22 protein-coding genes are annotated in these 26,137 nt (G+C 69.7%); 12 read left to right on the top strand and 10 right to left on the bottom strand.

Going from position 1 to position 26,137, the window contains the following annotated elements; genetic code table 11:
* Positions 1-25: 25 nt before the first annotated feature.
* The 4 genes from ACWDO5_RS01140 (at position 26) to ACWDO5_RS01125 (ending at position 3,636) form a co-directional block, all read left to right on the top strand.
* Positions 26-1,573 carry a flavin-containing monooxygenase gene (locus ACWDO5_RS01140; RefSeq protein WP_450527315.1) on the top strand — a complete coding sequence of 516 codons (1,548 nt, stop codon included), beginning with the start codon at positions 26-28 and terminating at the stop codon, positions 1,571-1,573.
* Positions 1,570-2,460 (top strand): alpha/beta fold hydrolase, encoded by an 891-nt coding sequence (locus ACWDO5_RS01135; protein ID WP_450527313.1) that lies wholly within the window; start codon positions 1,570-1,572, stop codon positions 2,458-2,460. Before ACWDO5_RS01140 ends, ACWDO5_RS01135 begins: the two co-directional genes overlap by 4 nt.
* Complete coding sequence (locus tag ACWDO5_RS01130) at positions 2,457-3,347, top strand: SDR family oxidoreductase (RefSeq protein WP_450527311.1); 891 nt, start codon at positions 2,457-2,459, stop codon at positions 3,345-3,347. Before ACWDO5_RS01135 ends, ACWDO5_RS01130 begins: the two co-directional genes overlap by 4 nt.
* 100 nt (positions 3,348-3,447) lie before the next feature.
* Complete coding sequence (locus tag ACWDO5_RS01125) at positions 3,448-3,636, top strand: hypothetical protein (RefSeq protein WP_450527310.1); 189 nt, start codon at positions 3,448-3,450, stop codon at positions 3,634-3,636.
* Between the two features lie 164 nt (positions 3,637-3,800).
* On the opposite strand, the gene ACWDO5_RS01120 is transcribed toward ACWDO5_RS01125, so the two are convergent.
* On the bottom strand, positions 3,801-7,088 hold the full coding sequence (locus ACWDO5_RS01120; RefSeq protein ID WP_450527308.1) for a S41 family peptidase: 3,288 nt from the start codon (positions 7,086-7,088) through the stop codon (positions 3,801-3,803).
* A 134-nt stretch (positions 7,089-7,222) separates the two neighbouring features.
* Between ACWDO5_RS01120 and ACWDO5_RS01115 the strand changes: the two genes are divergently transcribed.
* Both ACWDO5_RS01115 and ACWDO5_RS01110 read left to right on the top strand, forming a co-directional pair.
* Entirely contained in the window at positions 7,223-7,795 is a 573-nt protein-coding gene (locus tag ACWDO5_RS01115) for a TetR/AcrR family transcriptional regulator (RefSeq protein WP_450527307.1), read from the top strand.
* A 124-nt stretch (positions 7,796-7,919) separates the two neighbouring features.
* Entirely contained in the window at positions 7,920-10,097 is a 2,178-nt protein-coding gene (locus ACWDO5_RS01110; protein WP_450527306.1) for an MMPL family transporter, read from the top strand.
* Positions 10,098-10,205: 108 nt separating this feature from the next.
* On the opposite strand, the gene ACWDO5_RS01105 is transcribed toward ACWDO5_RS01110, so the two are convergent.
* Positions 10,206-10,553: an SsgA family sporulation/cell division regulator gene (locus ACWDO5_RS01105; protein WP_450527304.1), complete on the bottom strand. Its 348-nt coding sequence runs from the start codon at positions 10,551-10,553 to the stop codon at positions 10,206-10,208.
* A 155-nt stretch (positions 10,554-10,708) separates the two neighbouring features.
* Between ACWDO5_RS01105 and ACWDO5_RS01100 the strand changes: the two genes are divergently transcribed.
* The 5 genes from ACWDO5_RS01100 to ACWDO5_RS01080 all read left to right on the top strand — a co-directional run bounded on the left by ACWDO5_RS01100 (position 10,709) and on the right by ACWDO5_RS01080 (position 15,413).
* Complete coding sequence (locus ACWDO5_RS01100; RefSeq protein ID WP_450527302.1) at positions 10,709-11,785, top strand: energy-coupling factor ABC transporter permease; 1,077 nt, start codon at positions 10,709-10,711, stop codon at positions 11,783-11,785.
* Position 11,786: 1 nt separating this feature from the next.
* Complete coding sequence (cbiQ, locus tag ACWDO5_RS01095; RefSeq protein ID WP_450527300.1) at positions 11,787-12,548, top strand: cobalt ECF transporter T component CbiQ; 762 nt, start codon at positions 11,787-11,789, stop codon at positions 12,546-12,548.
* A complete protein-coding gene (locus ACWDO5_RS01090; protein WP_450527298.1) occupies positions 12,536-13,285 on the top strand; it encodes an energy-coupling factor ABC transporter ATP-binding protein in 750 nt (249 codons plus the stop codon). Before cbiQ ends, ACWDO5_RS01090 begins: the two co-directional genes overlap by 13 nt.
* Before the next feature lie 188 nt (positions 13,286-13,473).
* Entirely contained in the window at positions 13,474-14,637 is a 1,164-nt protein-coding gene (locus ACWDO5_RS01085; protein ID WP_450527465.1) for a serine hydrolase domain-containing protein, read from the top strand.
* Between the two features lie 8 nt (positions 14,638-14,645).
* Entirely contained in the window at positions 14,646-15,413 is a 768-nt protein-coding gene (locus ACWDO5_RS01080; RefSeq protein WP_450527463.1) for an SDR family NAD(P)-dependent oxidoreductase, read from the top strand.
* A 237-nt stretch (positions 15,414-15,650) separates the two neighbouring features.
* Here ACWDO5_RS01080 and ACWDO5_RS01075 read toward each other — a convergent pair whose 3' ends face one another.
* From ACWDO5_RS01075 to ACWDO5_RS01040, 8 genes are all read right to left on the bottom strand, one after another.
* The gene (locus tag ACWDO5_RS01075; RefSeq protein WP_450527297.1) at positions 15,651-16,139 is read right to left on the bottom strand and encodes a YbaK/EbsC family protein; all 489 of its coding nucleotides are present in this window, start codon (positions 16,137-16,139) and stop codon (positions 15,651-15,653) included.
* A gap of 58 nt (positions 16,140-16,197) precedes the next feature.
* Positions 16,198-17,838: a penicillin-binding transpeptidase domain-containing protein gene (locus ACWDO5_RS01070; RefSeq protein ID WP_450527295.1), complete on the bottom strand. Its 1,641-nt coding sequence runs from the start codon at positions 17,836-17,838 to the stop codon at positions 16,198-16,200.
* 135 nt (positions 17,839-17,973) lie between these two features.
* Entirely contained in the window at positions 17,974-19,404 is a 1,431-nt protein-coding gene (locus tag ACWDO5_RS01065; RefSeq protein WP_450527293.1) for an extracellular solute-binding protein, read from the bottom strand.
* Positions 19,405-19,510: 106 nt separating this feature from the next.
* Positions 19,511-21,397, bottom strand: coding sequence for a glycoside hydrolase family 125 protein (locus ACWDO5_RS01060; protein WP_450527292.1), 1,887 nt, complete (start codon positions 21,395-21,397; stop codon positions 19,511-19,513).
* Complete coding sequence (locus ACWDO5_RS01055) at positions 21,394-22,212, bottom strand: carbon-nitrogen hydrolase family protein (protein ID WP_450527290.1); 819 nt, start codon at positions 22,210-22,212, stop codon at positions 21,394-21,396. Before ACWDO5_RS01055 ends, ACWDO5_RS01060 begins: the two co-directional genes overlap by 4 nt.
* Positions 22,209-23,042 (bottom strand): carbohydrate ABC transporter permease, encoded by an 834-nt coding sequence (locus ACWDO5_RS01050; protein ID WP_450527288.1) that lies wholly within the window; start codon positions 23,040-23,042, stop codon positions 22,209-22,211. Before ACWDO5_RS01050 ends, ACWDO5_RS01055 begins: the two co-directional genes overlap by 4 nt.
* Complete coding sequence (locus ACWDO5_RS01045) at positions 23,039-24,082, bottom strand: carbohydrate ABC transporter permease (protein WP_450527286.1); 1,044 nt, start codon at positions 24,080-24,082, stop codon at positions 23,039-23,041. The genes ACWDO5_RS01050 and ACWDO5_RS01045 overlap by 4 nt, the downstream gene beginning before the upstream one ends.
* 7 nt (positions 24,083-24,089) lie before the next feature.
* Positions 24,090-25,412, bottom strand: coding sequence for an ABC transporter substrate-binding protein (locus ACWDO5_RS01040; RefSeq protein WP_450527284.1), 1,323 nt, complete (start codon positions 25,410-25,412; stop codon positions 24,090-24,092).
* A gap of 462 nt (positions 25,413-25,874) precedes the next feature.
* Between ACWDO5_RS01040 and ACWDO5_RS01035 the strand changes: the two genes are divergently transcribed.
* The gene (locus tag ACWDO5_RS01035; protein ID WP_450527282.1) at positions 25,875-26,066 is read left to right on the top strand and encodes a hypothetical protein; all 192 of its coding nucleotides are present in this window, start codon (positions 25,875-25,877) and stop codon (positions 26,064-26,066) included.
* The last annotated feature ends 71 nt before the right edge of the window (positions 26,067-26,137 follow it).

Genomic DNA, 26,137 nt, shown 5'->3' with positions numbered 1-26,137 from the left:
GGACGTTCCAGCGGGAGGCGGCGGCATGGGCCAGCAGAACGAGCACGTACGGGCGGCGGTGATCGGATCCGGATTCGGCGGCCTGGGGGCCGCGGTCCGGCTGCGCCGCGAGGGGATCACCGACTTCGTCGTCCTGGAACGGGCTGACTCGGTCGGCGGGACCTGGCGGGACAACAGCTATCCGGGGTGCGCATGCGACGTGCCCTCGCACCTCTACTCGTTCTCCTTCGCGCCCAACCCCGACTGGCCGCGCACCTTCTCCGGGCAGGAACACATCCGCGCGTATCTGGAGCATGTCGCGGACATCTTCCGGCTCCGCTCCCACATCCGCTTCAACCATGAAGTGCTGATGACGCGCTGGGACAACGACGAGCTGCGCTGGGAGATCGAGACCTCGCAGGGCACGCTCACCGCCGATGTCGTCGTCTCGGCGACCGGTCCGCTGTCCGACCCGAAGATGCCGGAGATCGACGGTCTTGCCGGCTTCCCCGGGAAGGTCTTCCACTCCTCCCGCTGGGACCATGACTACGACCTGCGCGGCAAGCGCGTCGCGATGATCGGGACCGGCGCTTCGGCGATCCAGATCGTGCCGTCGATCCAGCCGGAGGTCGGGAAGCTGACGCTGTTCCAGCGGACCCCGCCGTGGGTGATGCCGCGGATGGACCGCGCGATCAGTGGGGCCGAGCGCCGGCTGCACCGGCAGTTGCCGTTCACCGGGGCGGCTCGGCGCGGACTGCTGTGGGGCATCAGGGAGTTGCAGGTCAGCGCGTTCACCAAGCGGCCGAAGCAACTGGGACTCGTCGAGTCGCTCGCCAAGGCCAATATGGCCAGGGCCATCAAGGACCCGGCCCTGCGGGCGAAGCTGACGCCCTCGTACCGCATCGGCTGCAAGCGGATCCTGCTGTCGAGCGAGTACTACCCGGCACTCGCGAAGACCAATGTGCATGTGGTGGCTTCGGGGCTGGTGGAGGTGCGCGGTTCGACGGTCGTCGCTGCCGACGGTACGGAAGCCGAGGTCGACGCGATCATCTTCGGCACCGGCTTCCATGTGACCGACCTGCCGATCGCCGAGCGGGTGGTCGGCGCCGACGGGATCACGCTCGCGGAGGCATGGAAGGACGGGATGGAGTCGCTGCGCGGCGCCACCGCGGCGGGCTTCCCCAACTGGATGACGATCATCGGCCCCAACACGGGCCTCGGGAACTCCTCGATGATCCTGATGATCGAGTCGCAGCTGAACTACATGGCCGACTACATGCGGCAGTTGAATGTGCTGGGCGGCCGTGCCGCGCTCGCCGCCCGGCCGTCCGCCGTGGGCGGCTGGAACCGGCGGGTCCAGGAGCGGATGGCCCGGACCGTGTGGAACACCGGCGGCTGCACCAGTTGGTACCTGGACGCCAATGGCCGTAACACGACCATCTGGCCGGGGACGACAAGGGAGTTCCGCAGCGCGACGCGTGAGGTGGACCTCGCCGAGTACGAGGTTGTACGGGTGCCGGCGAAGGACGCGTCGGCGGAGACCGCTGCCGAGACGGTGGAAGCCGCTGCCGAGACCGCGGAGGTTGTTCGATGAGCCTTACGAGCCGGACTCTGATCGCCGTCTCGGCCGACGGGTCACCGATCCATGTCGAGGTGTACGGCCCGGACGGCGCGCCCGCCGTCGTGCTCGCCCACGGCTGGACCTGTTCCACGCTCTTCTGGGCCGCGCAGATACGGGAGTTGGCGGGCGACCACCGGGTGGTTGTCTACGACCAGCGCGGCCACGGCAGCACCCCGTTCGCCGCGGTCGGTACGGATCTCCTTGCCGACGACCTGGAAGCGGTGCTCGGTGCCGTACTGGCTCCGGGCGAGAAGGCCCTGCTGGCCGGGCACTCCATGGGCGGGATGACGCTGATGGCGGCGTCCGGGCGGGCGGCCTTCGCGGAGCACGCGGCCGCGGTGCTGCTGTGCAGTACGGGCAGTTCGCGGCTGGTCGATGAGTCGCTGGTGCTGCCGATGCGCGCCGGGCGGCTGCGGACCCGGATCACTCGGATGGTTCTCGGGGCGCGGGCGCCGCTCGGACCCGTGACGCCGGTCTCCAGGCGGATCCTCAAGTACGGGACGATGGGCCCCGGTTCGGCGCCGGAACGGGTAGCGGAGTGCGCCCGTATCGTGCACGCCTGCCCGCGGCCCGCCCGGGTGGCCTGGGCGCATGTGCTCGCGGTGCTCGATCTCGACAGTGGCGTACGGGAGTTGCGGGTGCCCACGGTCGTGCTGGCGGGCACGGCGGACCGGCTCACCCCGATGGTGCACGCGCGGCGGCTGGCCGCAGAGCTGCCCGACTGCCGTGAGCTGGTGGAGCTCGCCGGGATGGGGCACATGACGCCGGTGGAGGCCCCGGAGGCCGTCACCGCGAAGATCCGCGAGCTCGTCGCTACGTTTGTGAACGCGAGCGCGAAGGCGAAGGAGGAGGCCGTATGAGCAGGACGAGCCTGGAGGGACAGGTCGCGGTCGTCACCGGCGCGGCGCGGGGTGTGGGCGAGCTACTCGCCCGCAAGCTGTCGGCGCGCGGCGCGAAGGTGGCGCTGGTGGGCCTCGAGCCGGACGAGCTGAAGCAGGTCTCGGGCAGGCTGCACACCGAGAGCGACTGGTGGCATGCGGATGTGACCGACCACGAGGCGATGGCGCAGGTCGCGCAAGAGGTCAAGGAGCGCTTCGGCAAGGTCGACATCGTCGTCGCGAACGCGGGGGTGGCCTCGGGCGGTCCCTTCGTGGACTCGGATCCGGTCGCGTGGCGGCGGGTGATCGAGGTGAATCTGATCGGGAGCGCGGTCACGGGCCGGGCGTTCCTGCCGGTGCTGGTGGAGAGCCGGGGGTACTTCCTGCAGATCGCGTCACTGGCCGCGATCACGCCGGCACCGATGATGACGGCGTACTGCGCGTCGAAGTCGGGCGTCGAAGCCTTTGCGCACAGCCTGCGGGCGGAGGTCGGGTACAAGGGCCTGCGGGTGGGTGTCGGCTATCTGTCCTGGACGGATACGGACATGGTGCGCGGGGCCGACCAGGACGAGGTGATGCGGGAGCTGCGGCAGCGGCTGCCCTGGCCGTCGAACCGTACGTATCCGCTGGGCCCGGCGGTGGACCGGATCGTGGCCGGGATCGAACGACGGTCGTCGCATGTGTACGCGCAGTGGTGGCTGCGCGGGATGCAGTCGGTGCGGGGCTGTCTGCCGGGGCTCATCGGGGCGGTCGGCCAGCGGGAGATGCGGCGTTTCGACTCGCGGCTGCCTGGGGTCGGCAAGGGGCTCGTGGGGGCGGGCGGGGCTGCGGACGAGGCTGCGCGGGAGGCGAGTACGCAGCGTCAGTGATCGAAATGCGAGGCATGTGCCGGCGTGCCACGCTGGTGTCGAGGCGCGGGGGGCGTACTGGGCCCCGCCCTCCTCACACCCCCTCTAGGAGTGAACGTTCATGGGCATCGCAGACCAGTTCAAGGACAAGGCTGACGCGCTCGAGGAGCGGGCGCGGAAGGCCGAGGGGGGCGCGAAGAAGGAAGCGTCAAAGCGGTCTGGCAAGCCGAAGGAAGGACCCCGGGAGCGGTCCACCGCGGAGGCCATGCAGGACGCCGAGGACAAGTTCAGGCAGAACTACGACATCTGAATCCACGCAGCAAAGGGGCGCACCCGTGCCGGCGGGCTGCGCCCCTCTTGCGTGCGGGATGCGGGGCTCGCCCACGCCCTTGAGGAGTGCGGCGGTTGCGTGTCGCTGGGGCATACGCGTGGGCACGCTCACCGGTCCCGGGGCGTCACCCGCGACACCCCCCCTCACGCCCTCCTCGGCAGCAGCTTCGGGCGCCGGAGGACCGGGGCCCGGGAGTAGTCCGGCGGCTCTGCCGCCGGGTGGATCTTGAGGAGGTCCTGGGCCAGTTGGATCGCGTCGTCCAGCTGGACGTGGCGGCCCTCCGCCCAGTCCAGGGGGGTGCGCAGCGCGTCCAGGTCCGGGTCCACGCCGTGGTTTTCGATGGACCAGCCGTACTCGTCGAACCATGCCGCGTTCATCGGGACCGTGATCACAGTGCCGTCGACCAGGCGGTGGCGGCCCGTCATGCCCACCACGCCGCCCCAGGTGCGGCTGCCCACCACCGGGCCCAGGTCCAGCAGTTTGAAGGCCGCGGTGATCATGTCGCCGTCCGACGACGTCGCCTCGTCGGCGAGGGCGACAATCGGGCCGCGCGGCGCGTTCGACGCGTACGAGACCGGCTGGGCGTTCCGCGTCAGGTCCCAGCCGAGGATCTTTCTCGTCAGCTTCTCGATGACCAGTTCGCTGATGTGGCCGCCCGCATTGCCGCGTACGTCCACGATCAGCGCCGGCCGGGACACTTCGAGCCGCAGATCGCGGTTGAACTGCGCCCAGCCCGACCCGCCCATGTCCGGGATGTGCAGATACCCGCACTTGTCGCCGCTCAACTCCCGTACCACCTCACGGCGTTTGGCCACCCAGTCCTGGTACCGCAGCGGCCGTTCGTCCACCAGCGGGACGATCGCCACCCGCCGCGCGTGCCCCTCGCCCTCCGCGAGTTGGAAGGTCAGCTCGACCGTCGTGCCGCCCGCCGCCGAGAGCATCGGGTAGGGGCCCGCCACCGGGTCCACGGGGCGGCCGTCGACATGCGTGAGGATCGCGCCCTCGCGGATGCCCGTGCCGGCCAGCGGCGAACGCGCCTTGGAGTCGGACGACTCGCCCGGCAGGATCCGATCGATCAGCCAATTCCCGTCGCGGCAGACCAGGTTCGCGCCCAGCAGGCCCATCGCCCGCTGGTAGTGCGGCGGTCCTTCGTTGCGCCGCGCGGGCGTGACGTATGCATGGGACGTGCCCAGCTCGCCCAGTACTTCGCGCAGCAGATCCGCGAACTCGTCCGGCGTCGCGACCCGTTCGACCAGCGGACGGTACTGGTCGAGCACCGCGTCCCAGTCGATGCCGCACATCCCCGGCTCCCAGAAGTACGCGCGGGTGATGCGGCCGGCCTCCTCGTACGCCTGGCGCCATTCGGACGGCGGGTCCACCTCGTGCAGGATCCGGCGCAGGTCCAGATAGACCGTCGAGTCGCTGTCCCCGGACTCGGTGGCCGGGACCGCGCGCAGCTCCCCGCCGTCCACGACCACCAGCCGGCTGCCGTCGCCGCTGACCGCGAACCAGTCGAGATGGCCGACCAGTTCGGTCTTGCGGGCCTTGGTGATGTCGAAGTGCTCCAGCGTGGGGCGGCCCGAGGTGTCCGCGGGGTTGGCGAACGTCTCGCCGAGCGCCCCGGAGATCGGCCAGCGCAGCCAGACGAGCCCGCCGCCGCCGACCGGACGGAGCGCCGAGTACTTGGAGGCGGTGACGGGGAAGGGGGTGACCCGGTCCGCCAGCCCCTCGACCTCGACCATGACCGTGCCGTCGCCCTCCTCGGATTCGTCCAGCGGGTCGAGCCCGCCCGCCGCGGGCCGTCCGTCCGGCAGTACCGCGAAGGGCGAAGGTGTCGCGGATGACAGCGGTACGAGATAGGGGCGGCAGCCCAGCGGGAAGGACAGGTCCCCCGTGTGCACGTCGTACACCGGGTCGAAGCCCCGCCAGGACAGGAATGCGAGGTAGCGGCCGTCGCGCGTGAAGACCGGATTCTCGTCCTCGAAGCGGCCGTTGGTGACGTCGATGATCGTACGGTCCTTGATGCGGGCCATCTTGATCTGCCGCAGTGAGCGGCCGATGCCCGGGTGTGCCCAGGTGAGCCAGGCGCCGTCCGGCGAGAATGCCAGGTCGCGGACCGGCCCGTTGATGGAGCGGATCAGCTCCGTCACCTCTCCGCTCCCGGAGCCTTCGGCCCCGGGGGTGTCCCCGGGCTCCTCCGTCGTGTCGATCAGCAGCAGCCGGCCGTCGTTCGATGCGATCGCGAGCCGCTCCCCGTCCGGGTCCGACACCATTTCGTGAACGCGTCCCAGCTGCCCCGAGGCCAGTCGGCGCGGCTCCCGTTCGCCGCTCGCCCGCGGCAGATACGCGATCTCGACGGCGTCCTCGCCGTCCGCGCTCGTGACATAGGCGACCTGGCCGCCGCTGCCGAGCATCTCCGGGAGCCGGACCCGTACGCCCGGGGTGTCCGCGATGGTCCGCGCCGGACCGTCGCGGTGCGTGAGCCAGTACAGGCTGCCCCGTACGTTGACGGCGCTGGCCCGCCCGGTCGTGTCGACCGAGATCGCGTCCACGTGGCTGGAGGCGGGCACCTGGTAGGCGCGGCGTCCGGCGCGTGGGCCCCCTAGCCGTACCTCCAGCTTGCGCGGCGCCGCGTCCGGCACCGTCAGATCGTCGACGATCCACACCTCACCCGCGCACTGGTACACAACCCTGCGACCGTCGCTCGAGGCATGCCGGGCATAGAAGGCGTCATGGTCGGTGTGGCGCTGGAGATCGGTCCCGTCGGGCCGGCAGGAGTAGAGATTGCCGACGCCCTCGTGGTCGGAGAGGAACGCGATACGTCCCGAGACGAACATCGGGGAGTCCAGGTGGCCGCCCAGGTCTGCGAGCAGCCGCTCCCCGTGCAGCCAGAGACGGCCCGTCGCTCCGCCCCGGTACCGCTTCCACGCGGCCGGTTCGTGCGGTGGCTTGCCGGTGAGGAGCAGCGAGCGGTGCTCTCCCTCGATGTCCACGACCTGGATGTCGGACGTCGGGCCCCAGGGGAGTCGCCGGCCGGGGGAGCCGTCGGTGGCCACCTTGTAGGCCCACGAGAAGTACGAGAAGGGCTGGCTGTGCGAGGAGACGGCCAGGATGTTGCCGTCCGGGTCCCAGCCGCAGACCCGGGTGTCGGTGGAGCCCCAGTAGGTCAGCCGCCTGGCAGGCCCGCCGGCGACCGGCGCGAGATGTATCTCCGGGTCGAGGCTGCGCCAGGTCGTGTACGCGATGTGCGCGCCGTCGGGGGAGAAGCGCGGATGGCCGATTCTGGTCCGGTCGACGGTGACCCGCCAGGCGCGGCCGGGCCTCTGCCCGGCGGGCACCAGGGGCGCGATCCAGAGATCGTCCTCGGCTGCGAAGCACAGCGATTCGTCGTGCAGGTGCGGGAAGCGGAGATACGCGACGTCGTCAGTCACCCTCCAATGCTTTCCGCGTCAGGGTGGTGCGGCAACTTGTGACGCAGAGCACGATCGAAACGATTTCGTTTCGCAGAGGCTCCGGGTTATCTTCGTACTGTACGAAACCGTTTCGTTCAGGTTGGAGCTCGACCATGGCAGGCAGCAGGATCACGCCCGAGCGTGAGGCGGAACTGTACGAAGCCGTGCTCGACCTGCTGCGTGAGGCCGGCTACGAGGGCCTCACCATGGACGCCATCGCGACCCGCACCCGTGCCAGCAAGGCCACGCTCTACCGCCAGTGGGGGAGCAAGCCGGAGCTGGTCGCCCGCGCGCTGCGCCACAACAAGCCGGTGAGCATCGCGGAGATCGACACCGGCTCGCTGCGCGGCGACTTCCTCGCGGTGGTCGACCGCATGGACGACTGTCAGATGGAGAAGGACTCCGCGCTGATGCGGGGTCTGGCCCATGCCGTCCACGACAACCCCGATCTCCACCGGGCGCTGAGGGACCTGCTGATCGACCCGGAGATCACCGGGCTCGACGCACTGCTGCAGCGCGCCGTGGGCCGGGGTGAACTCCCCGCGGACACCCCCGCGCTGAGCTACGTCCCGCACATGATGCTCGGCGCTTTCGTCGCCCGTCCGCTGATCGAGGACCGGTCGGTCGACCGGGCCTTCATCGCCGCCTACATCGATGCCGTGGTCCTCCCCGCACTCGGCGTCTGATCTCCCCGCACTTCCCCGCAGCACCTCTCCCCGCACCACCCAGCACAGCACCTGACGCGCGCCGCTCTCGTCGTCGGGCCGGCTCCCCATGCCCTGTTCACCTCACACACGGGAGTACGCCGTCGTGGCCTCGTTCCTCTACAAACTCGGGCGGTCCGCCTTCCGGCGCCGCCGCCTCGTCGTCCTGCTGTGGGTGGCGCTGCTGGCACTCGCCGGAGTCGGCGCGGCCAACGCGTCCACCGCCACCTCATCGTCCTTCTCGATTCCGGGCACGGAGGCGCAGAAGGCCTTCGACCTGTTGGAAGAGCGCTTCCCCGGGGCCAGCGCCGACGGCGCGACCGCCCGGGTCGTCTTCAAGGCGTCCGACGGCGGCAAGATGACCGACGCGCCCAACAAGGCCGCGGTGAACAAAGCGGTCGCCGCGCTGAAGGCCGGCTCCGACCAGATCGGCTCCGTCACCGACCCGTACACCGGCAAGGCCGTCTCCAAGGACGGCGCCACCGCGTACGTATCGGTCTCGTACAAGGTCAGCTCGATGGAGCTGACCGACGGGACCCGTACGGCGCTGGAGAAGACCGGCACCGAGGCGCGCGACGCCGGGCTGACCGTGGAGATCGGCGGCGACGCGCTGCAGACCGTCCCGGAGACCGGGGCCGGCGAGATCATCGGCGTCATCGTCGCCGCGGTCGTCCTGGTCATCACCTTCGGCTCGCTGGTCGCCGCCGGGCTTCCCCTGCTCACCGCGATCATCGGTGTGGGCATCGGGATCTCCACGATCACCGCGCTCGCGAACGTACTCGACCTCGGCTCCACCACCTCCACATTGGCGACGATGATCGGCCTCGCGGTCGGCATCGACTACGCGCTCTTCATCGTCTCCCGCTACCGCGCCGAGTTGGCCGAGGGCCGCGAACACGAGGAGGCGGCCGGCCGGGCCGTCGGCACCGCGGGCTCCGCGGTCGTCTTCGCGGGCCTGACCGTGGTCATCGCGCTGGTCGGCCTCGCCGTCGTCAACATCCCGATGCTCAGCAAGATGGGCTTCGCCGCGGCCGGCACGGTCGTGATCGCGGTCCTCATCGCGCTCACCCTGATACCCGCGCTGCTCGGGTTCGCGGGCAACCGGGTGCTCGGCCGCAAGGTCCGCAAGGGCAAGCCGGCCGGCGAGAAGCCGAACATGGGCACCCGCTGGGCACGCTTCGTACTGCGCCGCCCGGTCACTGTGCTGCTCGCCGGCGTGGTGGGCCTCGGCGCTGTCGCCATACCGGCCGCCTCGCTGGAGATGGGTCTGCCCGACGACGGCTCGCAGCCGGTCAGCACCACTCAGCGCAAGGCGTACGACCTGCTGTCCGACGGCTTCGGCCCCAGCTTCAACGGCCCGCTGATGGTCGTCGTGGATGGCGACAAGGCCGCAGCCGACCGAACGGCCAAGAAGATCCAGGGCCTTGACGGTGTCGCGGCCGTCACCCCGCCGACCCTCAACAAGGCGGGCGACACCGCGATGGTCACGGTCGTCCCCAAGGGCCGGCCGTCCTCGGTCCAGACCGAGGGCCTCGTCCACTCCATCCGGGCCGGCAGCGGCGACGATGTGCTGGTCACCGGCGCGACGGCGATGAACATCGACTTCTCGCAGAAGATGAACGACGCACTGCTGCCCTATCTCGCGCTCGTCGTCGGACTCGCCTTCCTGCTGCTGATGGTGGTCTTCCGCTCGGTGCTGGTGCCGCTCAAGGCGGCCCTCGGCTTCCTGCTCTCCGTCGTCGCGGCACTCGGCGCCGTCGTCGCCGTCTTCCAGTGGGGCTGGCTCGGCTCACTGTTCGGTGTGGAACAGACCGGCCCGATCATGTCAATGATGCCGATCTTCATGGTGGGCGTCGTCTTCGGTCTCGCGATGGACTACGAGGTCTTCCTGGTCACGCGGATGCGTGAGGCGTACGTCCACGGGGAGCGGCCCCCCGAGGCGATCGTCACCGGCTTCAACCACGGGGCACGGGTGGTCACCGCCGCCGCGGTGATCATGATGGCGGTCTTCTCCGGCTTCATCGGCTCCAGCGAGCAGATGGTCAAGATGATCGGCTTCGGCCTCGCGATCGCGGTCTTCTTCGACGCGTTCGTGGTCCGGATGGCGATCGTGCCGGCGGTGCTGGCACTGCTGGGCCACAAGGCGTGGTGGCTGCCGCGCCGGCTGGACCGGGCGCTGCCCAATGTCGACGTGGAGGGCGAGAAGCTGCACAAGGAGCTCGCCGACCGTCCCGAGGGCGCCAGCGAAGGCCCGGACGGGGAGCGGCAGTTGGTACGCGTCTGACGCACAAGGGGTACGCGTCTGACGCACGCGACGGCACCGTGGGGACGGGACTCGTCCCGACGGCACCGTGGGGACGGGACCCGTCGCGGTACCCAGTGGCCGCGCTCGTCACCTTTGGGTGGCGGGTGCGGCCATCGTGTATGTGTGCCGCAGGAAGCGGATCAGCGACTTGGTGTCGAACTGCACCACCGCTACGCCGTCCGGGGTATGGAACTCCACAATCGCCTGGACCCGGCCGCAGGGCCAGACCTCGACATCGCCCCGGCGGGCAGGCGCTCGCAGCCCCGTCTCCAGCAGTTCGCGGGGGAAGGTCCACTCGCGGCCGCTGGGGAACGCGAAGCGCACCGAATCAGGGCTGTCGCCGGGGTCGTAGCGGAGGGCGACGCGGACGGACCGGTGCTGCGGAGCGTCGGTGACAATCCGGGCCAATGCGTAATCTTCGACGACTGTGGACATTGCCGCTCCTCCCACTCGCCCGCCTTTGCTCTCTAATGTCCCATATTTCCGGACGGAGTCTCGAACTCTATTAGTGACAGGCACGCTCTTGCGAACTGTTTGCAATAAGGCACAATCATTGAACAGTCATTCATCTGTCCGAAGCGGAGCCCGCCATGCATGTCCCCGACGGATTCATCAACGCCCCGGTATCAGTGGCCGCCGGAGTCACAGCCGCCGGCGCCGTCGCCGTCAGCCTGCGCGGCGCCCGCCGTGAGCTGGGCGCATCCCCGGTCGGGATCGTCGGCGCCGAGCGGACCGCGCCACTGGCCGGACTGGTCGCCGCGTTCATCTTCGCCGTACAGATGCTGAACTTTCCTGTGGCGGCCGGCACCAGCGGACATCTGCTGGGCGGCGCGCTTGCCGCGATCCTCGTCGGTCCATACACCGGCGTGCTCTGCATAGCCGTAGTCCTCCTGATGCAGGGCATCCTGTTCGCGGACGGCGGTCTCACCGCGCTCGGCGTGAACATCACCGTCATGGGCGTGGTCACGGTCCTCGTCGCGTACGCGCTCTTCCGCGGCCTGGTCAAGGTGCTGCCGCGGACCCGCCGCTCGATCACCATCGCGTCATTCGTCGGCGCGCTCGCATCCGTACCTGCCGCGGCCGGCGCCTTCACCCTGATCTACGCCATCGGCGGGACGACGAACGTACCCGTCGGCAAGGTCCTCACCGCGATGGTCGGCGTGCATGTCCTGATCGGCATCGGCGAGGCCGTGATCACCATGCTGACCGTCGGCGCCGTCATCGCCGTCCGGCCCGACCTGGTCTACGGCGCCCGCGGTCTCTCCACCCCGCTCAAGCTGCGCGTCGGCGGCGAACTGGTCGACGCCCAGCCCGCCGCCCACACGCCGGTCGCCGCCCGCTCGCCGAAGGCGGTCTGGGCCACCGGCCTGGTCACCGCCCTCGTCCTTGCGGGCTTCGTCTCCTTCTACGCCTCCGCCAGCCCCGACGGCCTGGAGAAGGTCGCCACCGACCAGGGCATCGACAAAAACGTCGGGGAGCATGCCGCCGTCGGCTCCCCGCTCGCCGACTACGGCGTCAAGGACGTCTCGAACGCCCGGATCTCCGGCGGTCTCGCGGGCGTGATCGGCGTCGGCGCGACGGTCGTGGTGGGCAGCGGCGTCTTCTACGTGGTGCGCCGCCGCCGTACGGACGCGCCCGCATCCGCCGCCGTACGAGAGACCGTCTGACATGGGCGCGGGTCACACCCACAAGCTCTACCGGCAGGGGCACTCACCCGTCCACGACCTGCCCCCGCACTGCAAGCTCGTGGCCGTCTTCTGCTTCGTGCTCGTCGTGGTCTCCACACCGCGCGAGGCCGTGTGGGCTTTCGGCCTGTACGCGGTCCTGCTCGCCGCGGTCGCGGCCGTCGCCCGCATCCCCGCCGGGTTCCTGCTGCGCCGTCTGCTGATCGAGATCCCGTTCGTGGCCTTCGCGCTGCTGATGCCGTTCGTGGTACCGGGCGAGCAGGTCTCCGTACTGGGCATCTCGCTGAGCGTCCCCGGCCTGTGGGGCGCGTGGAACATCCTCGCCAAGGGGACGCTCGGTGTCGCCGCGTCCGTGATCCTCGCCTCGACGACCGAACTGCGTTCGCTGCTGCTCGGACTGCAGCGGCTCAAACTGCCGCCGATGCTGGTCCAGATCGCGTCCTTCATGATCCGTTACGGCGATGTCATCACCGACGAGATGCGCCGGATGTCGATCGCGCGCAGGTCGCGCGGGTTCGAGGCACGCGGCGTGCGCCACTGGGGCGTCCTCGCCAAGTCCGCGGGCGCGCTCTTCATCCGCTCCTACGAACGCGGCGAGCGCGTCCATCTGGCGATGGTGAGCAGGGGGTACGCGGGGACCATGCCGGTCATCGACCAGGTGACCGCCTCACGGGCCCAGTGGTCGTACGCCGTGGCACTCCCGCTGACCGCGTTCGCCGTCTGTCTGCTGGGATGGACCCTATGACTGCGTCTCTTGAAGTGCGGGGCCTCGCCTACGCCTACCCCGACGGCCATCAGGCGCTCTTCGGCGTCGATCTGACGGTCGCGCGCGGGGAGCGGGTTGCCCTGCTCGGACCCAACGGCGCGGGCAAGACCACGCTCGTCCTGCACCTCAACGGCATTCTGGCGGGCGGTGTCGGCTCGGTCTCGGTCGCGGGCCTGCCGGTGGCCAAGGCGAACCTCGCCGAGATCCGCCGACGGGTCGGCATCGTCTTCCAGGACCCGGACGACCAGCTGTTCATGCCGACGGTCCGGGAGGACGTGGCCTTCGGCCCGGCGTCGTCGGGCCTGCGCGGCGCGGAGCTCGAGGCGCGGGTCGTATCGGCCCTCACCCAGGTGGGCATGGCTCAGTACGCGGACCGGCCGCCGCACCATCTCTCCTTCGGCCAGCGCCGCCGGGTCGCGGTCGCCACGGTTCTCGCAATGGAGCCGGAGATCCTCGTACTCGACGAGCCCTCGTCCAACCTCGACCCGGCGTCGCGGCGCGAACTGGCCGACATCCTGCGGTCGCTGGACGTCACCGTGCTGATGGTCACGCACGACCTGCCGTACGCGCTGGAGCTGTGCCCGCGGGCGGTGGTCCTCAGCGAGGGCGTGATCGCGGCGGACGGGCTTACGCGGGAACTGCTGGGCGACGAGGACCTGATGCGGGCGCACCGCCTGGAGCTGCCGTTCGGCTTCAACCCACAGGCGGCGGTCTGACCGGGACGGGCCCCGCGCCTCAAACTCCCCCCAAGACTTCGTCCGGGGGAGATTGAGGACAACGCCCGAAGGGCGTACGGGGGTCCGGGGGCTTGCCCCCAGCTCCACCCACCCCCGCGGCGTCCGCCGCACCCCGCACCCCGCACCATGGAGGGATGAGAACCGCAGGCGTGGAGGTTGTGGCCGGTATGGATGTCCAGGGCACGGTGGCAGCCGGCTTCGAGCCGGTCAGGCACGCCTTCGTACGCAACTTCGAGCAGCGCGGCGAGCGCGGCGCGGCCGTCGCCGTCTACCAGGACGGGCGCAAGGTCGTCGACCTGTGGGCCGGCAGCCGGGACGTGGACGGGCACGAGCCGTGGGCCGTGGACACCGCGCAGGTCGTCCGGTCCGCGACCAAGGGCGTCGCCGCGGCCGTCGTGCTGCTGCTCCACCAGCGCGGCCAGATAGACCTGGACGCCCCGGTCGGCACGTACTGGCCGGAGTTCAAGGCGGCCGGCAAGGAGCGCGTCGTCATACGCCAACTGCTCTCGCACCGCGCCGGGCTGCCGGTGCTCGACCGCCCGCTCACCCCGGCCGAGGCGGCCGACGGCGTATCCGGACCGGCGAGGATCGCCGCGCAGCGCCCCGTCTGGGAGCCCGGCAGCGACCACGGCTACCACGCGCAGACGTACAGCTGGCTGCTCGGCGAACTGGTCCGCCGCGTCACCGGCCGCACCATCGGCCGCTGGGTCGCCGAGGAGATCGCCCGCCCGCTCGGCCTCGACTTCTGGATCGGCCTGCCCGCCGACGAGGCGGGCCGGGTGGGCCGCAGCGGTCCGGTCGAGGAGCCCGCCGCGGCCGACGGCGGCGGCCTCAAGCTGCGGCCCAAGCGCGCGGTCTCCGAGGCCTACCGCGACCCCGAGTCCCTCACCCGCCGCGCCTTCGGGGCGATCGACCCGGCCCCGGACGAGAACGACCCGGCGTTCCGCGCCGCCGAACTTCCGGCTTCGAACGGCATCTCCACCGCCCGCGCGCTGGGCCGCTTCTACGCGTCGACGATCGGCGAGGTCGACGGCGGACCCCGGCTCTTCGCCCCGGCCACCGTCACACTCGCCCGCACCGAGGAATCGACGGGCCCCGACCGCGTCCTGGTCGTCCCCACCCGCTTCGGCCTCGGCTACATGCTGCACGGCCCCGCATCCCCGCTGCTCGGCCCCGGCTCCTTCGGCCACCCCGGCCGCGGCGGCTCGCTCGGCTTCGCCGATCCCGAGTCGGGCATCGCGTTCGGCTACGCAACCAACGGCATGCGCAAGGGAGTTACGGCGGATCCACGTGCCCAGGCACTGATCAGGGCGGTACGTTCAGCGATATGAGCAGCCAGATGAGACGTTTCGAGGGGTACGGCGTACTGATCACGGGCGCGGCGCGCGGCATCGGCGAGGCGACCGCGCGCAGGTTCGCCTCCGAAGGAGCCAAGGTCCTCGTCACCGACGTGGACGCCGAGCGCGCCGCGAAGACGGCCGGGGACATCCCGGGAGCCGCGTCCTTCGGCTGCGACGTGGCCGACCGTACGGCGGTCGAAGCGGCCGTCGCGTACGCCGTCGAGCGCTTCGGCACCCTGGACGTGCTGGTCAACAACGCCTTCTCGTGCAGCCTCGACACCCCGATCTTCGAGGACCAGCCGGACGACACCTGGCACCTGGACCTGGACATCAGCCTGACCGGCGCCTTCCGGTGCGCCCGTGCAGCGCTGCCCCACCTCGCCGCGTCGGGCCGCGGCGCGATCGTCAACATCGGCTCCGTCAACGGCGAGCAGGACTTCGGCAACCACGCCTACAGCGCGGCCAAGGCGGGCCTCGCCTCGTTGACCCGCACCCTGGCGGGGGACGTGGCAGCGCGCGGCGTCCGCGTAAACCAGGTCAACCCGGGGACGGTCCGCACGCCCTCCTGGTCCGGGCGCGAGGCACAGCTCGACGCGGTGAGCCGCCTCTATCCGCTCGGCCGGGTCGGCGAGCCGGAGGACATCGCGGCCGCGGTGGCGTTTCTGGCCTCGCGCGACGCGGCCTGGATCACGGGCACGACGCTGCGCGTCGACGGCGGACTGCTCGCGGTGAACACGGTGTTCAGCGAGGTTGTGGCGGGGGAGTGAGCGACGGGAACTGACGACGGGAGGGCATCGGTCAGGCAGCGCCCGCGGCCGCGGTTCGATCAGCGGTTCGGGCGGGTCAGCTCGCGCGCAGCATCAGGCCGATGGTCACAACCATCGGAAGATCAGCGCCCCGGGATGGTGTGCGCGATCGCGTTCCAACTGGGGTGCTCCCCCATGGCCTCCGGCATGGGGTACTCCCATCCGCGGCTGTCAGGACCGCCGCGGCGACAAGAACCGTCACGCCGTGCGCTCGCGTACGTCCACCAGCGCGCCGCCCGCGTGCGCGATCAGCGTCTTGGGGTCGAGCGGGAAGACGGTGTGCGGGGTCCCGGCCGCCGCCCACACCACGTCGTGGTCGAGCAGCCCGCGGTCGGCCAGCACCCGGCTCCTGGTGGCGTGGCCGAAGGGCGGCACGCCGCCGATCGCGTACCCGGTGGTCTCCCTCACCAGATCGGCGCCCGCGCGCTTGACGGACTCGGCGCCGAGTTCCTGCCGTACGCGCTCGACGTCGACCCGCGACGACCCGTCCATCAGCACCAGCACCGGCGCGCCGTCCGCCTCGAAAATCAGCGACTTGACGATCTCGCTGACGTCGCAGCCGATCGCGGCGGCGGCCTCGGCGGCGGTCCGGGTGGCGTCGGGGAAACGGCGGACCGGGACGTCGAGTCCGAGGTCGCGCAGCGCCTGGGCGAAACGGGGGTGGGCGTCGGTGTCTTGAGTGCTCATGGCCCGCACGCTAGCGGCAGCCGTACGGGCCACGCGAGCACGTATTCACAGCGGGCGGTCAGCGGGCGCCCAGCACCTCGGCGACCACCGGTCCTGCCGCGTCGCCGCCGTGCCCGCCGGACTGCACGACCGCGGCTGCGGCCAGGTCGTCGGCGTACGCGGTGAACCAGCTGTTGGACTTGCCCTGTCCGTCGACCTCGGCGGAGCCGGTCTTCGCGCCCTTGTCGCCGCCGACCCCGGCCATCGCGGACTGGCCCGTGCCGTACTCCGCGGTGGCGCGCATCATTTCGCGCAGCGCCTGGGCGATGGAGCCTGGCAGCCGCTGTGCCGTGGCCAGTTCACGGTTGTCGAGGGACTGCGGGACGATCACCGGCTGGCGGAAGCCGCCGCTCTTCGCGGTGGCGGTGATGGCCGCCATGTTGAGGACGTTCATAGTGATCTTGCCCTGCCCGATGTACGAAGCGGCGGTCTCGGGGCCGGCCGACTCGGGCACATTGCCGTCAACGGAGACGATGCCCGTCTGCCAGTCGAGGCCGATGCCGAAGTACTTACGGGCGGTGTCGCCCAGCGCCGTACCGGCGATGTTCTTCTCGGTGAGGGGCTTGACGGCCTTGATGAAGGCCGTGTTGCACGAACGGCGGAAGCTGTCCTTGAAAGTGCCGCCCCTGATTTCGAACTTCTCGAGATTCTCGAACGTCACCCCCTCCCACGAGACGGTCGGCGGGCACTCCACCTGCGACCCCGGGCCGCCCACGATCCCGTTGTCCATCATCATCGTCGCGGTCACGATCTTCATCGTGGAGCCGGGCGCCTGCGCGCCCATCATCGCCGTGTTGTAGCCCTCGGCCGGGCTGTTGGCGACGGCCATGATCTCTCCCGTGCTGGGCTTGATCGCGACAACCGAGGCCTGGCTGTACTTCTTCACCGCCTTCTCGGCGGCCGCCTGCACATCCGCGTCCAGGGTGGTCTTCAGCGTGCCCTCCTTGCCCTCGGTCAGGGTCAGCAGGGTCTGGTCGGGCGTGGACTCGTTCGTGGACGCGATGGCCAGTTCGACGCCGGCGGTGCCGCCCGCGTCCGCGCCGTACTTCTTGCGCAGCGAGTCCAGAACGGGCCCGAGCGACGGGTACTTCTCCTTCGTCAGCTCCCGCTCCTGGCGGTCCACGGCCTTGATCGGCGGGGCCGACGCCTGGGCCGTCCTGAGGGTGGTGCCCTTCGTCAGCTTCGGGTGGACGACGGCGGGCGCCCAGTTGACCAGTGGCCTGCCGGTGGTCAGCCCGCGCACGACGGTCAGTTCGGAGGAGTAGGACCAGGGCTTGGACTGCCCCTCGTACGTCACTGTCGCCTTGACCGTGAACGGCACCTTGGCGCCGACCGCCTTCCCCTGCGTGATCACGGCCTCGGAGACGTAGGCCTGCTCGCGGTACCCGGCGAGCAGCGGCTCGGCCTCCGCCGCGTTGTTGGTCAGCTGCGCGGCGGCCGGCGCGTTGCCGCCCGCCCACGCGGCCAGAAAGTCCTTCGCGGTCGTGTCGATCTCGTCGGCGTCCGGCGGCCCGGTCTTCTTGGGCGCGGATGCGGACTTGGTGTCCGTGCCACCGCCGCCGGTCAGCCCGTTGTACAGGTTGTAGCCGCCGTAGCCCACGCCACCGGCGACCACCAGGAATACGCCGCCCACGACGGCGACCTTCGCTCCACTGCGCATCTGTGCAGTCCCCCTCCCCAGGAGCTCCTTGACTGCGCCGATTGAAAAGCGTGTCAAGGCCATACATCCCGTGCACTCTACGGGACGGCAGTGACACATGTGAGGCGGACGGGCACGGGCGCCGGGCCCGAGGCGTCAGGCGAGAGGCAGACCGGTGATGGCGCTGATCATCTCGGCCGTACGGCGGCCCGCGTCGCGGGGATCCATCTGCTCGGTGAGCACGGTCTCCAAAAGCGCGTGGAGCTGCGCGGAGACACGCGCGTACGGCGGTGTCGGCGGGCGTACCACCGCCCGCTCCAGCAGGTTTGCCGTGGCCCGCAGGAACGGCGAATTCACGGCCGCCAGGTCAAGCGCGGTGCGCCGGGGAGCGAGCTGCCAGGTGGTACGGGACATCTGGGTCAGCGCCTCGACCGAGGTCACGGCGCGCAGCAGGCGCATGGCCTGTCGCGGGGACGGCGCCTGCCGGAACACGCCGTAGACCATGCCGCCTGCGAGGGTGGCAGCTGCGGCCCGCGGCCCTGCGGGCATGGGGATGAAGCCGAACCGGTCGAGTACGTCCGCGGTGTCGAGCGAGGCCGCCGCCAGGGCGGGCGCGTCGTAACTGCCGCCGAAGGCCATGCTGGCCTCGCCTTCCGCGAGTTGCCGGATGGGGACATGGCGCTCGTACGTCACGGCCTGAGCCGGGATGACGCCCGTGTGCAGCAGCTCGAGCAGGAAGCGCAGGCTCTCGGCGGCCGCCGGGCTGTCCAGGGTGACGGTCTCGGGGCCGAGAATGGCGGCGCCGTTCGAAGCGAGCAGCGACAGGAGGCAGTAGGTCGCCGTCTCTCCCGCGCGGGATCCACCAGGCAGTGTGAGCGGGATCGCGGCGTCACGGCCGGCCAGGGCGCGGCCGACGGCGGCGAGTTCGTCCCAGGTGCGGGGCGGCTTGTGCCCGACGGCTGCCAAGTCCTCCAGCCGGTACCAGATACCGGCGACGTCCACCTCCGCCTGCACCGCGACGGGACGGCCGTCGAACTTGTTGGCCGAGCGGAACGGCTCCGCGAAATCCTCCTCGTACTCGGTGTCGACCCAGTTCTCGTCGAGCTCCTCCAGCGGGGTGAGGAAGCCGGAGGCGGCGAACTCGTGAACCCACACAGAGTCCAGGATCGCCAGGTCCGGGGCCCTGCCCTCGGCCACGGCGCGGATCAGCGTCTGCCGGAGGTCCGTCAGACTCACCTGCACGATGTTGAGCGAGAGGTCGGGCGGCGCCGCGGCGCGCACCATCGCCTCCCAGCTGCCCTTCGGCACCACGACTTCGATCTTGCGGTGCGTGGTGCGGGGAGGCGTCCAGTCGGGGTTGACGAAGGAACCGTGCCGGCGCCGGCGCAGCACGATCCCTTCCTCCGCCATCTCCGACAGGGCGCGATTCACCGGGGTCCGGCTGATCCCGTACTGGGCGCACAGCTCCTGCTCCGTGGGTAGCCGGTCGCCCGGGCCGTATCTGCCGTCGAGTATTTCCTGCACCAGCAACTTCTTCAGCTGGATGTAGACCGGCAGCGGCTGCTTCGGATCGATCGCCGGGGTCATCAGCGACTCCTCATCGTGAAATGCGCCGTCTGTCGGTGGGAAACATCGCCGGTGGGTGGGGTGGGGTAGGCGTGCTGAACAGGGGCTTGCATCCGTTCGGGTGGGTTTACGAGTCGGTTATATCAAGGTGCAGCAGACCGCAGACCGCAGCGGGCCAGGCGAACCAGTGGCGGGCGAGCCAGTCGCCGCTGTCGGCCTCGTAGGTCTCGGGCAGCATCCCGTCCACACCGGCGACTCTGCCCAGCCTGTTCACCACCGCGAGCGCTCTGGCGTCGTCCCCGGTTGCCCGGGCGACGGCGAGCTCCTGGGCGTCCCCGAGCGTCCAGGTGCCGGGAGTGTGTGCCGAACCGAGCCCTCCGTAGCGTCCTTGCACGTACCCGGAGTTGTGGGGTGAGAAGGCGAAGCGCATGGTCGCGGCCCACCGCTCGTCGCGGGCGGAGCAAAAGCCCCACTGCGGCGCAAAGGCGGTCGGCAGATCGTTGGCATCCTGGTAGAGACGGTGGCCTCCCGCCGCGTCGCTTTCGTACGCCCATTGGGGACCGTAGGGCCCCTCACAGCCGAAGACGCGCTCGACCGCTCGGCGTAGTCCCTCCGCGACGCTCGCCGGACGGAGCTGCTCGATTCCCAACTCCTTTTGCCAGGGGTCGAGTTGGCGGCAGGTGTGCCAGTAGAGAATCTGGGTGGACAGGGCGAACGGCAGCTCGCTGGGGTCGTCCGCCGGGTTCTCCGCACCCGCCAGGAGTCCGTCCCTGCCCTGCCGGGGAAGGCCTGCCCAGACCTCTGCCACCCGCTCGCCCCAGTACCCGGCGGGGTCGTCGGCGCGGTCCGCGGGCGGCTCCGGCCAGGCGCCGGTGACACGCCGGTAGTCCGCGAGTTCCAGCACGGGATAGAGCTGCTGGTCGGCCTGTACGGCGAGGTCCTTGGGCCTGCCGTCCGGCTGGTGGCTGCGCATCCAGAGCCCGCCCTGGACGCAGCCGCGCCCCCACAGCCAGCGCAGATGGGCCGCGACGACGTCCGTCACCGGGCGCTCTCGCGGTGCGGCGCGCAGCAGGAGAAGAGCCTGGTAGTAGGCGTCGCGGGTCCAGCTCAGCGGCAGCAGCCGGTGATCGGTGAGGATCGCTCGTTCCTGGTGTCCGACATCCATGGCGCAGCACCCGAGGGTGTAGCGGAGGGCACCGCTCGCGATCCTGGCCAAGGTGCCGGTGGCACCGCCCGGCAGCCTCGGGGACGCGACCGTGGGAGACGGCCGGTGTTCTGCGGGCCGTTTTGGCGGTGCCAGGGAGACAGTGACTGAGAGCTCGACGGTGTGCCCGTCCGCCGCGTCCGTCCGCAGTTCCAGGTGGGCGCCTTTATAGGGGCCATCCTGTACGCGTGGCGTCCAGCGGCCCGCGGACGCACGGACGGTGATGTGCGCTGAGCTGTCCAGCAGCGGCGCGTGCAGGGTGAGTTGATTGCCTTCGCAGTGCAACACCGTCTCCACGCAGATCGGTGCGGGTGGGTTGACCTCGGTGATCTCCGCGAGGGCGCACCGGTCGAGCCTGCCCCGAAACCGCAGGACGGGACGCAGACCCGGCGTGATGCTCAGTGTGTGCCGCTGGACGAGGGCGTGCTGGTCCGGCAACGCCGAGGCCGTGGTGACACATGTCCACCCGGCACCGCTGCGCCCCCATATCAGCCGCCCGTCGTCGTCCAGTCCAGCGGTCCGGGCCATGACGTTTTCACCAGGCAGGTCCAGCCGGAGGAAGGCGTAGCGCTCTTCGGTCAGCCGGCCTCGGTGCTGCCGCACCTCGGCCGGTTTCCCGCGGTTGCTCTCATCGAAGGGCGGCGCGCCGGACACTTCGATGAACCCGTGCTCCGGGTGCGGTGCGCCCAGGGACAGCCACGATCCGTCCCCGCCGAAGGAGGCGGCCACAAGTCCGTTGCCGAGGTCGAGCGGTTTTCGCAGGTCTGTGGCGGCGGTGATCCGCCCGTCCGGGGCGCTGTCCGTCGTCATTTGCCCATCTCCAGGCCGACGCCCAGGTGGTCCACCGTATGCGCCTGGTACAGGGCTGCCTGGCGCATGCTCAGCGCCGGTTCCTGCTCGCGTTCCCGGGCGATCTCGCTCAGGTCGATGCGCGCTCGGAGGACGGCTTCGTCCAGGCCAGCTTCGGCCAGCACGACTCCCGCGGGATCCACGATCAGTGAATTGCCGCTGAAACCCGCACCCGTGAGGTTGCACGCGACCGCGAATATCTGGTTGTCCTGGGCTCGTGCCCTAGTCCGCAGGGTCAGCAGATACTCGTAGCCGATGGGTACGGCCGACGGAATGACGAGGATCTGCGTCCCGGCCAGCGCCAGTGTCGTGGCCAGTTCCGGGAAGGCGTGCTCGAAGCAGATGAGCGGACCGATCCGGGCGGCGGGAGTGTCGACGGTGATCAGGCTCTCGCCCGCGGTGAAGCGGGGGATCTCCGCCGGGTAGAGGTGGGTCTTGCGGAAGGGGTGGACCGATCCGTCCGGCAGCACGACGGCCACGGTGTCGTAAAGGACATCGCCGGCGCGTTCCAGCAGTCCCAGCACGACCGTGGTGCCCAGCTGTCCGGCCACCTCGGCGACCGCGGTCACGGTCGGTCCGTCGAGAGGCTCGGCGAGTTCCCGGCCCCGCTCGTCGAACATCGTCAAGTCGTAGCCGGTTGTGACGAGTTCTGGTGTCACGACGAGATCGCTGCCGGGGCCGTGGGTGCGCAGGGCTGACAGCAGCCGCTCCACGTTGCCTGTGACATCGCCCGGTACGGCCGCCAGTTGCAGGGCGACAACATCCAGCGCATTCATCCTTTGACTCCTCCGGCGAAAAGGCCGCGTACGTAGTACCGGTTCAGGGCGGTGAAGAGCAGCAGGGGAGGCAGGATCGCCATGACCGAACCGGCCGAGACCAGGTCCTGCTGCGCGAGGTGGGGTGATTGCAAGTTCGCCAGGCCGACCGTGAGCGGCTGGTGGTCACGGTCCAGCAGGGTGAGACCCAGCAGAAGGTCGTTCCACACGAAGACGAAGTCGATGATCGCGAACGACACGAGCCCGGGCATGGCCAGCGGCAGCACCACATGCCTGAGCTGCTGCACGTGTGAGGCGCCGTCGAGCCGGGCGGCCTCGAGCAGCTCTTCGGGCACGTCGGCGAAGAAAGCGGCCATCATGAAGACCGCCCAGCCCGCCCCGAAGGCGGTGTGGACCAGAACGATCCCGAGGTACTGCAGATTTCCCGAGGCCAGTTCCAGCGTGCGCAGCCAGGGCAGCAGCGGGATGAGGATGATCTGGATCGGCACGATCATGGTCGTCAGCAGCAGGAAGTAGGTGAGCCGCTTGAAGCGGAACGTCAGTCTGGCGAAGGCGTACGAGGCCAGCGACCCGGCCACCAGTGACAGCGCCACCGAGCCAAGGGTGATCACAAAACTGCTCACCACGTACTGCGACAGTCCCTGTTCCCAGGCGCGTAGGTAGTTGCCGAAGGTCAGGTCCGCGAACCCGGCCTTCCACCAGCCGTTCCGTGTCTGGCTGATAGGGATGACGGATATGGCAAGCGCCGTCAGTACCGGGACCATCCAGATCAGGCCGGCGGCGGTGAGGGAACCGTAGAGCGCGGTGGCTGTCAGCCGGTTTCTCCTCATCGCGTCTCCTTCCGGGGCAGCATCGACGCGAGATAGGGGAAGCCGAGAACGACCAGCACGACCGACATCAATACGGCGACAGCTGCCGCCTGTCCCGCCTGGGGTGTGGTGAGGAAGGCGAACGCCTCCTGCCATGGCAGGAGCCCGAGGACCATGGAGTCCTTGCCGGGGCCGCCTTGGGTCATCACATAGACGATGTCGAACGTCCGCAGGGCGAAGATCACGCTCACTACGAACACGATCCGCATGGGCTTTTTCAGGTGCGGCACGATGACGTGCCGCACCATCTGCACCGTGCTGCAGCCGTCGACCCGGGCGGAGTCGACGAGTTCCTCGGGGAGGGAGGAGAGCCCGGCCGTGAAGGTGATGACGCCGTATCCCGCGAAGGCCCAGACGCCGGCGATGATGACGAACACATTCACCAGCCGGATGTCGGCGAATCCCAGGTTGAGTGTGCCGGCGTCGGCGAGCCACTGCCCGGTATTCAGGTGCAGGGGCCCCAGGTCGAGGCTGCCGTCGAGATGGAGTGCCTGAAGGACCGCGTTGAGGACGCCGATGCCGGGATCCGCGTTGTAGACGAAGGACCAGATGACTCCGGCCGCAGCCAGGGAGATCGTCATGGGCAGGACGAAGATGGTACGCAGCAGCGCCGACCATCGGCGTGCGTGCCAGACGGCTATGGCCACGAGCAGGGAAAGCCCGGTGACCAGCGAGGGGAAGAGGACCAGCCAGAGCAGGGAGTTGAGCCCGGCGTGCCAGAAGTCGGGATCACCCAGTGTCGTACGGTAGTTGGCCAGGCCTGCGAAGGTCCAGGTGGAGCGGTCGAACAGGCTCCACGGTCGCAGCAGGCCCCAGGTGAAAAAGCTACTGAGCACGCTCTGCAGAACTGGCCACAGGTAGAACAGCGCGAAGACGATCAGAAGCGGCGTCACGAACAGGTAGCCGGCGCGGTGACGGCGGTTGCGGGGAGTTGCCGGTGCGCTGCCGCGGACGGAGTGACCGCCACGGCCGCGCACCGGAATCTTGACGGATACGGTCATCGAAGCCTCAGCCCGCGGAGCGGGTGTCGACCTGCTTCATCGTCGCGATGAAGGACGACACGTTACGGTCGCGAACGAACTGCGACAGCGCCTGCTTGTACTTGACCTGGATCTCCCCGCCGATCCAGTCGTCCAGGTCGTAACCAGCCTGGTCCTTGGCGCTCTTGGGCCACAGCGCCGCTGCCTGCCGGTCGTTGACGTCGGGGTAGGCGGTGGCCGGCACCTTGGCGTTCGGCGCCACGTACCCGCCGACCTTCGCCCAGATCTCCTGGGCGGGTGCCGAGCCGAGGTAGTCCAGCAGAGCCTTGGTGGCCCCCGGGTTCTTCGTCGCCTTGGCGCCCATGAACAGGTCACCGCTCACGAACTGCGGCGGCGGGGTGTCTCCGTAGGACGGCATGAGGAAGAAGGAGAGGTCCTTGCCCGGCACCAGCTTCTTGCCGCACTCCTGACGGTCGACCAGGTTGATGAATGCGCCCTGGTTCTCGAAGAGGTACTTGCCGGCGACTCTCGCGCAGGTGGCGTCCGAGAAGGAGCTGGACAGGTTGTCAGCGGGGAAGTAGGAACCGATCATGTCGCCGAAGACCTGGAACGACTTGACGATCCGCGGATCGTCCCAGCCGATCTTCCCTCGCGCCAGGTCGTTGAAGGCGGAGGCGCCGGCCACCCGCAGGAGCACCGAGTCGGTCCACTGGGTCAGCGGCCACTGGTCCTTGCCACCGACGGCGAACGGTGTCACGCCCTTGGCTTTGGCCTTGTCCAGCACGGAGGTGAACTCCGCCCAGGTGTGCGGCACCGACAGACCGAGCTCGGCCATCTGCTTCGGGTCGTACCAGATCAAAGCGTTGACGTTGCCCTTGAACAGGACCGAGTCGGTGTGCCCGTCGGCGCCCTGGGCTATGTCGCGGACCGACGGTGCGTACTCGCCGTCCGCGATCCATTTGTCCCAGGAGGAGTCGAGGTTCATCAGCAGACCCTGCTGGGAGAAGCTCCGGACCAGCCCGGGAAGGGCTACGGCGACGTCCGGAGGCGATCCCTGGGCGAACTGCTGAGTCAGCAGAGCCTGCCCCTGTTCGAAGGGAACGGGCTCCACCTGCACCTGCACCGACGGGTACTTGGCCTCGAAGCCTTTGATGACTGTGTCGAACGCCTCACCTTCACTGCCCGTCCAGTTGGTGACGACCCGCAGCTTGCCCTCGACCTTGCCGTCGGCCGGAGCCCCGTCGCCGGATGCACCGCCGCTCGAACCGCTGCACGCCGCAGCGCCCACGAGGAGCAGCGCCGTTGCGGCCCCCGTCACCACATTTCTTCGTCCGCCCGTCACCAAGCTCATGGATGTCCTCCGGGATTCTCGGCCATCAGCGATCGACGCTGAATCATTTGTCATTGACCAATGACGAATGTTGGCGAGAGTCTGGAGGTGGAACTTCAGCCATGTCAAGACCCCATCGCGCCGATATTTCGGCGGATCGGGGAAGCCGCATTGCAGGAGCAATCGTTAACGGGAGCGAAACGCCCGGACTTTACGATGGCGGACCGAGCGGTCGGTTGGCGTCCACGGTCCGGCCCTCGGGTGGAGTGCGGAAACGATTGGAGACCCGTCCGGGGCCCTTGGCGGCGCGCACTGCACGGACCGGGTGGGGCTGACCGGCGCGCCGGCGGAGTGCTGCCGGGCGGGGTGGGCACCGGCCGGCGGGACGGGCTCAGGTCCAGCTCGCGGTGGCCATCGCGCTCTGCGCGACGAACCTGCTGGGCCGGGCAACTCCAGCTGCACCACCGCCTGTCGCGCCTGGCGGTGCTGGACGAGGCGACCCTGAGGAAGATCGCAAAGGTGCGCCGGCGGGTACGCCGTCACGTGTGGTCACTGCTGTATGTGCGACCCGGCGGCTACCCCCGGCCGGATTTGCAGTTCCCCGCGCAAATTACCGTCAGCGAACTGATCGCCAACGCCATCCGGTACGGCGCAGCACCGATCAGCTACGTCTGATCCTCGACTCAGTCCTCAGCTGTGAAGAACGGGGCACCCTCCAGGCTCCGCCGGAGCCGACGAACTGTCTG

The sequence above is a fragment of the Streptomyces sp. NPDC000880 genome (assembly GCF_053599675.1).
This window is presented reverse-complemented; position numbering and strand designations above follow the sequence as displayed.

Coding starts and splice junctions, on each gene's coding strand:
- ACWDO5_RS01140 (WP_450527315.1), top strand. CDS start 26: ATGGGCCAGCAGAACGAGCACGTACGGGCGGCGGTGATCGGATCCGGA.
- ACWDO5_RS01135 (WP_450527313.1), top strand. CDS start 1,570: ATGAGCCTTACGAGCCGGACTCTGATCGCCGTCTCGGCCGACGGGTCA.
- ACWDO5_RS01130 (WP_450527311.1), top strand. CDS start 2,457: ATGAGCAGGACGAGCCTGGAGGGACAGGTCGCGGTCGTCACCGGCGCG.
- ACWDO5_RS01125 (WP_450527310.1), top strand. CDS start 3,448: ATGGGCATCGCAGACCAGTTCAAGGACAAGGCTGACGCGCTCGAGGAG.
- ACWDO5_RS01115 (WP_450527307.1), top strand. CDS start 7,223: ATGGCAGGCAGCAGGATCACGCCCGAGCGTGAGGCGGAACTGTACGAA.
- ACWDO5_RS01105 (WP_450527304.1), bottom strand. CDS start 10,553: ATGTCCACAGTCGTCGAAGATTACGCATTGGCCCGGATTGTCACCGAC.
- ACWDO5_RS01100 (WP_450527302.1), top strand. CDS start 10,709: ATGCATGTCCCCGACGGATTCATCAACGCCCCGGTATCAGTGGCCGCC.
- cbiQ (WP_450527300.1), top strand. CDS start 11,787: ATGGGCGCGGGTCACACCCACAAGCTCTACCGGCAGGGGCACTCACCC.
- ACWDO5_RS01090 (WP_450527298.1), top strand. CDS start 12,536: ATGGACCCTATGACTGCGTCTCTTGAAGTGCGGGGCCTCGCCTACGCC.
- ACWDO5_RS01085 (WP_450527465.1), top strand. CDS start 13,474: ATGGATGTCCAGGGCACGGTGGCAGCCGGCTTCGAGCCGGTCAGGCAC.
- ACWDO5_RS01080 (WP_450527463.1), top strand. CDS start 14,646: ATGAGACGTTTCGAGGGGTACGGCGTACTGATCACGGGCGCGGCGCGC.
- ACWDO5_RS01075 (WP_450527297.1), bottom strand. CDS start 16,139: ATGAGCACTCAAGACACCGACGCCCACCCCCGTTTCGCCCAGGCGCTG.
- ACWDO5_RS01070 (WP_450527295.1), bottom strand. CDS start 17,838: ATGCGCAGTGGAGCGAAGGTCGCCGTCGTGGGCGGCGTATTCCTGGTG.
- ACWDO5_RS01065 (WP_450527293.1), bottom strand. CDS start 19,404: ATGACCCCGGCGATCGATCCGAAGCAGCCGCTGCCGGTCTACATCCAG.
- ACWDO5_RS01060 (WP_450527292.1), bottom strand. CDS start 21,397: ATGACGACGGACAGCGCCCCGGACGGGCGGATCACCGCCGCCACAGAC.
- ACWDO5_RS01055 (WP_450527290.1), bottom strand. CDS start 22,212: ATGAATGCGCTGGATGTTGTCGCCCTGCAACTGGCGGCCGTACCGGGC.
- ACWDO5_RS01050 (WP_450527288.1), bottom strand. CDS start 23,042: ATGAGGAGAAACCGGCTGACAGCCACCGCGCTCTACGGTTCCCTCACC.
- ACWDO5_RS01045 (WP_450527286.1), bottom strand. CDS start 24,082: ATGACCGTATCCGTCAAGATTCCGGTGCGCGGCCGTGGCGGTCACTCC.
- ACWDO5_RS01040 (WP_450527284.1), bottom strand. CDS start 25,412: ATGAGCTTGGTGACGGGCGGACGAAGAAATGTGGTGACGGGGGCCGCA.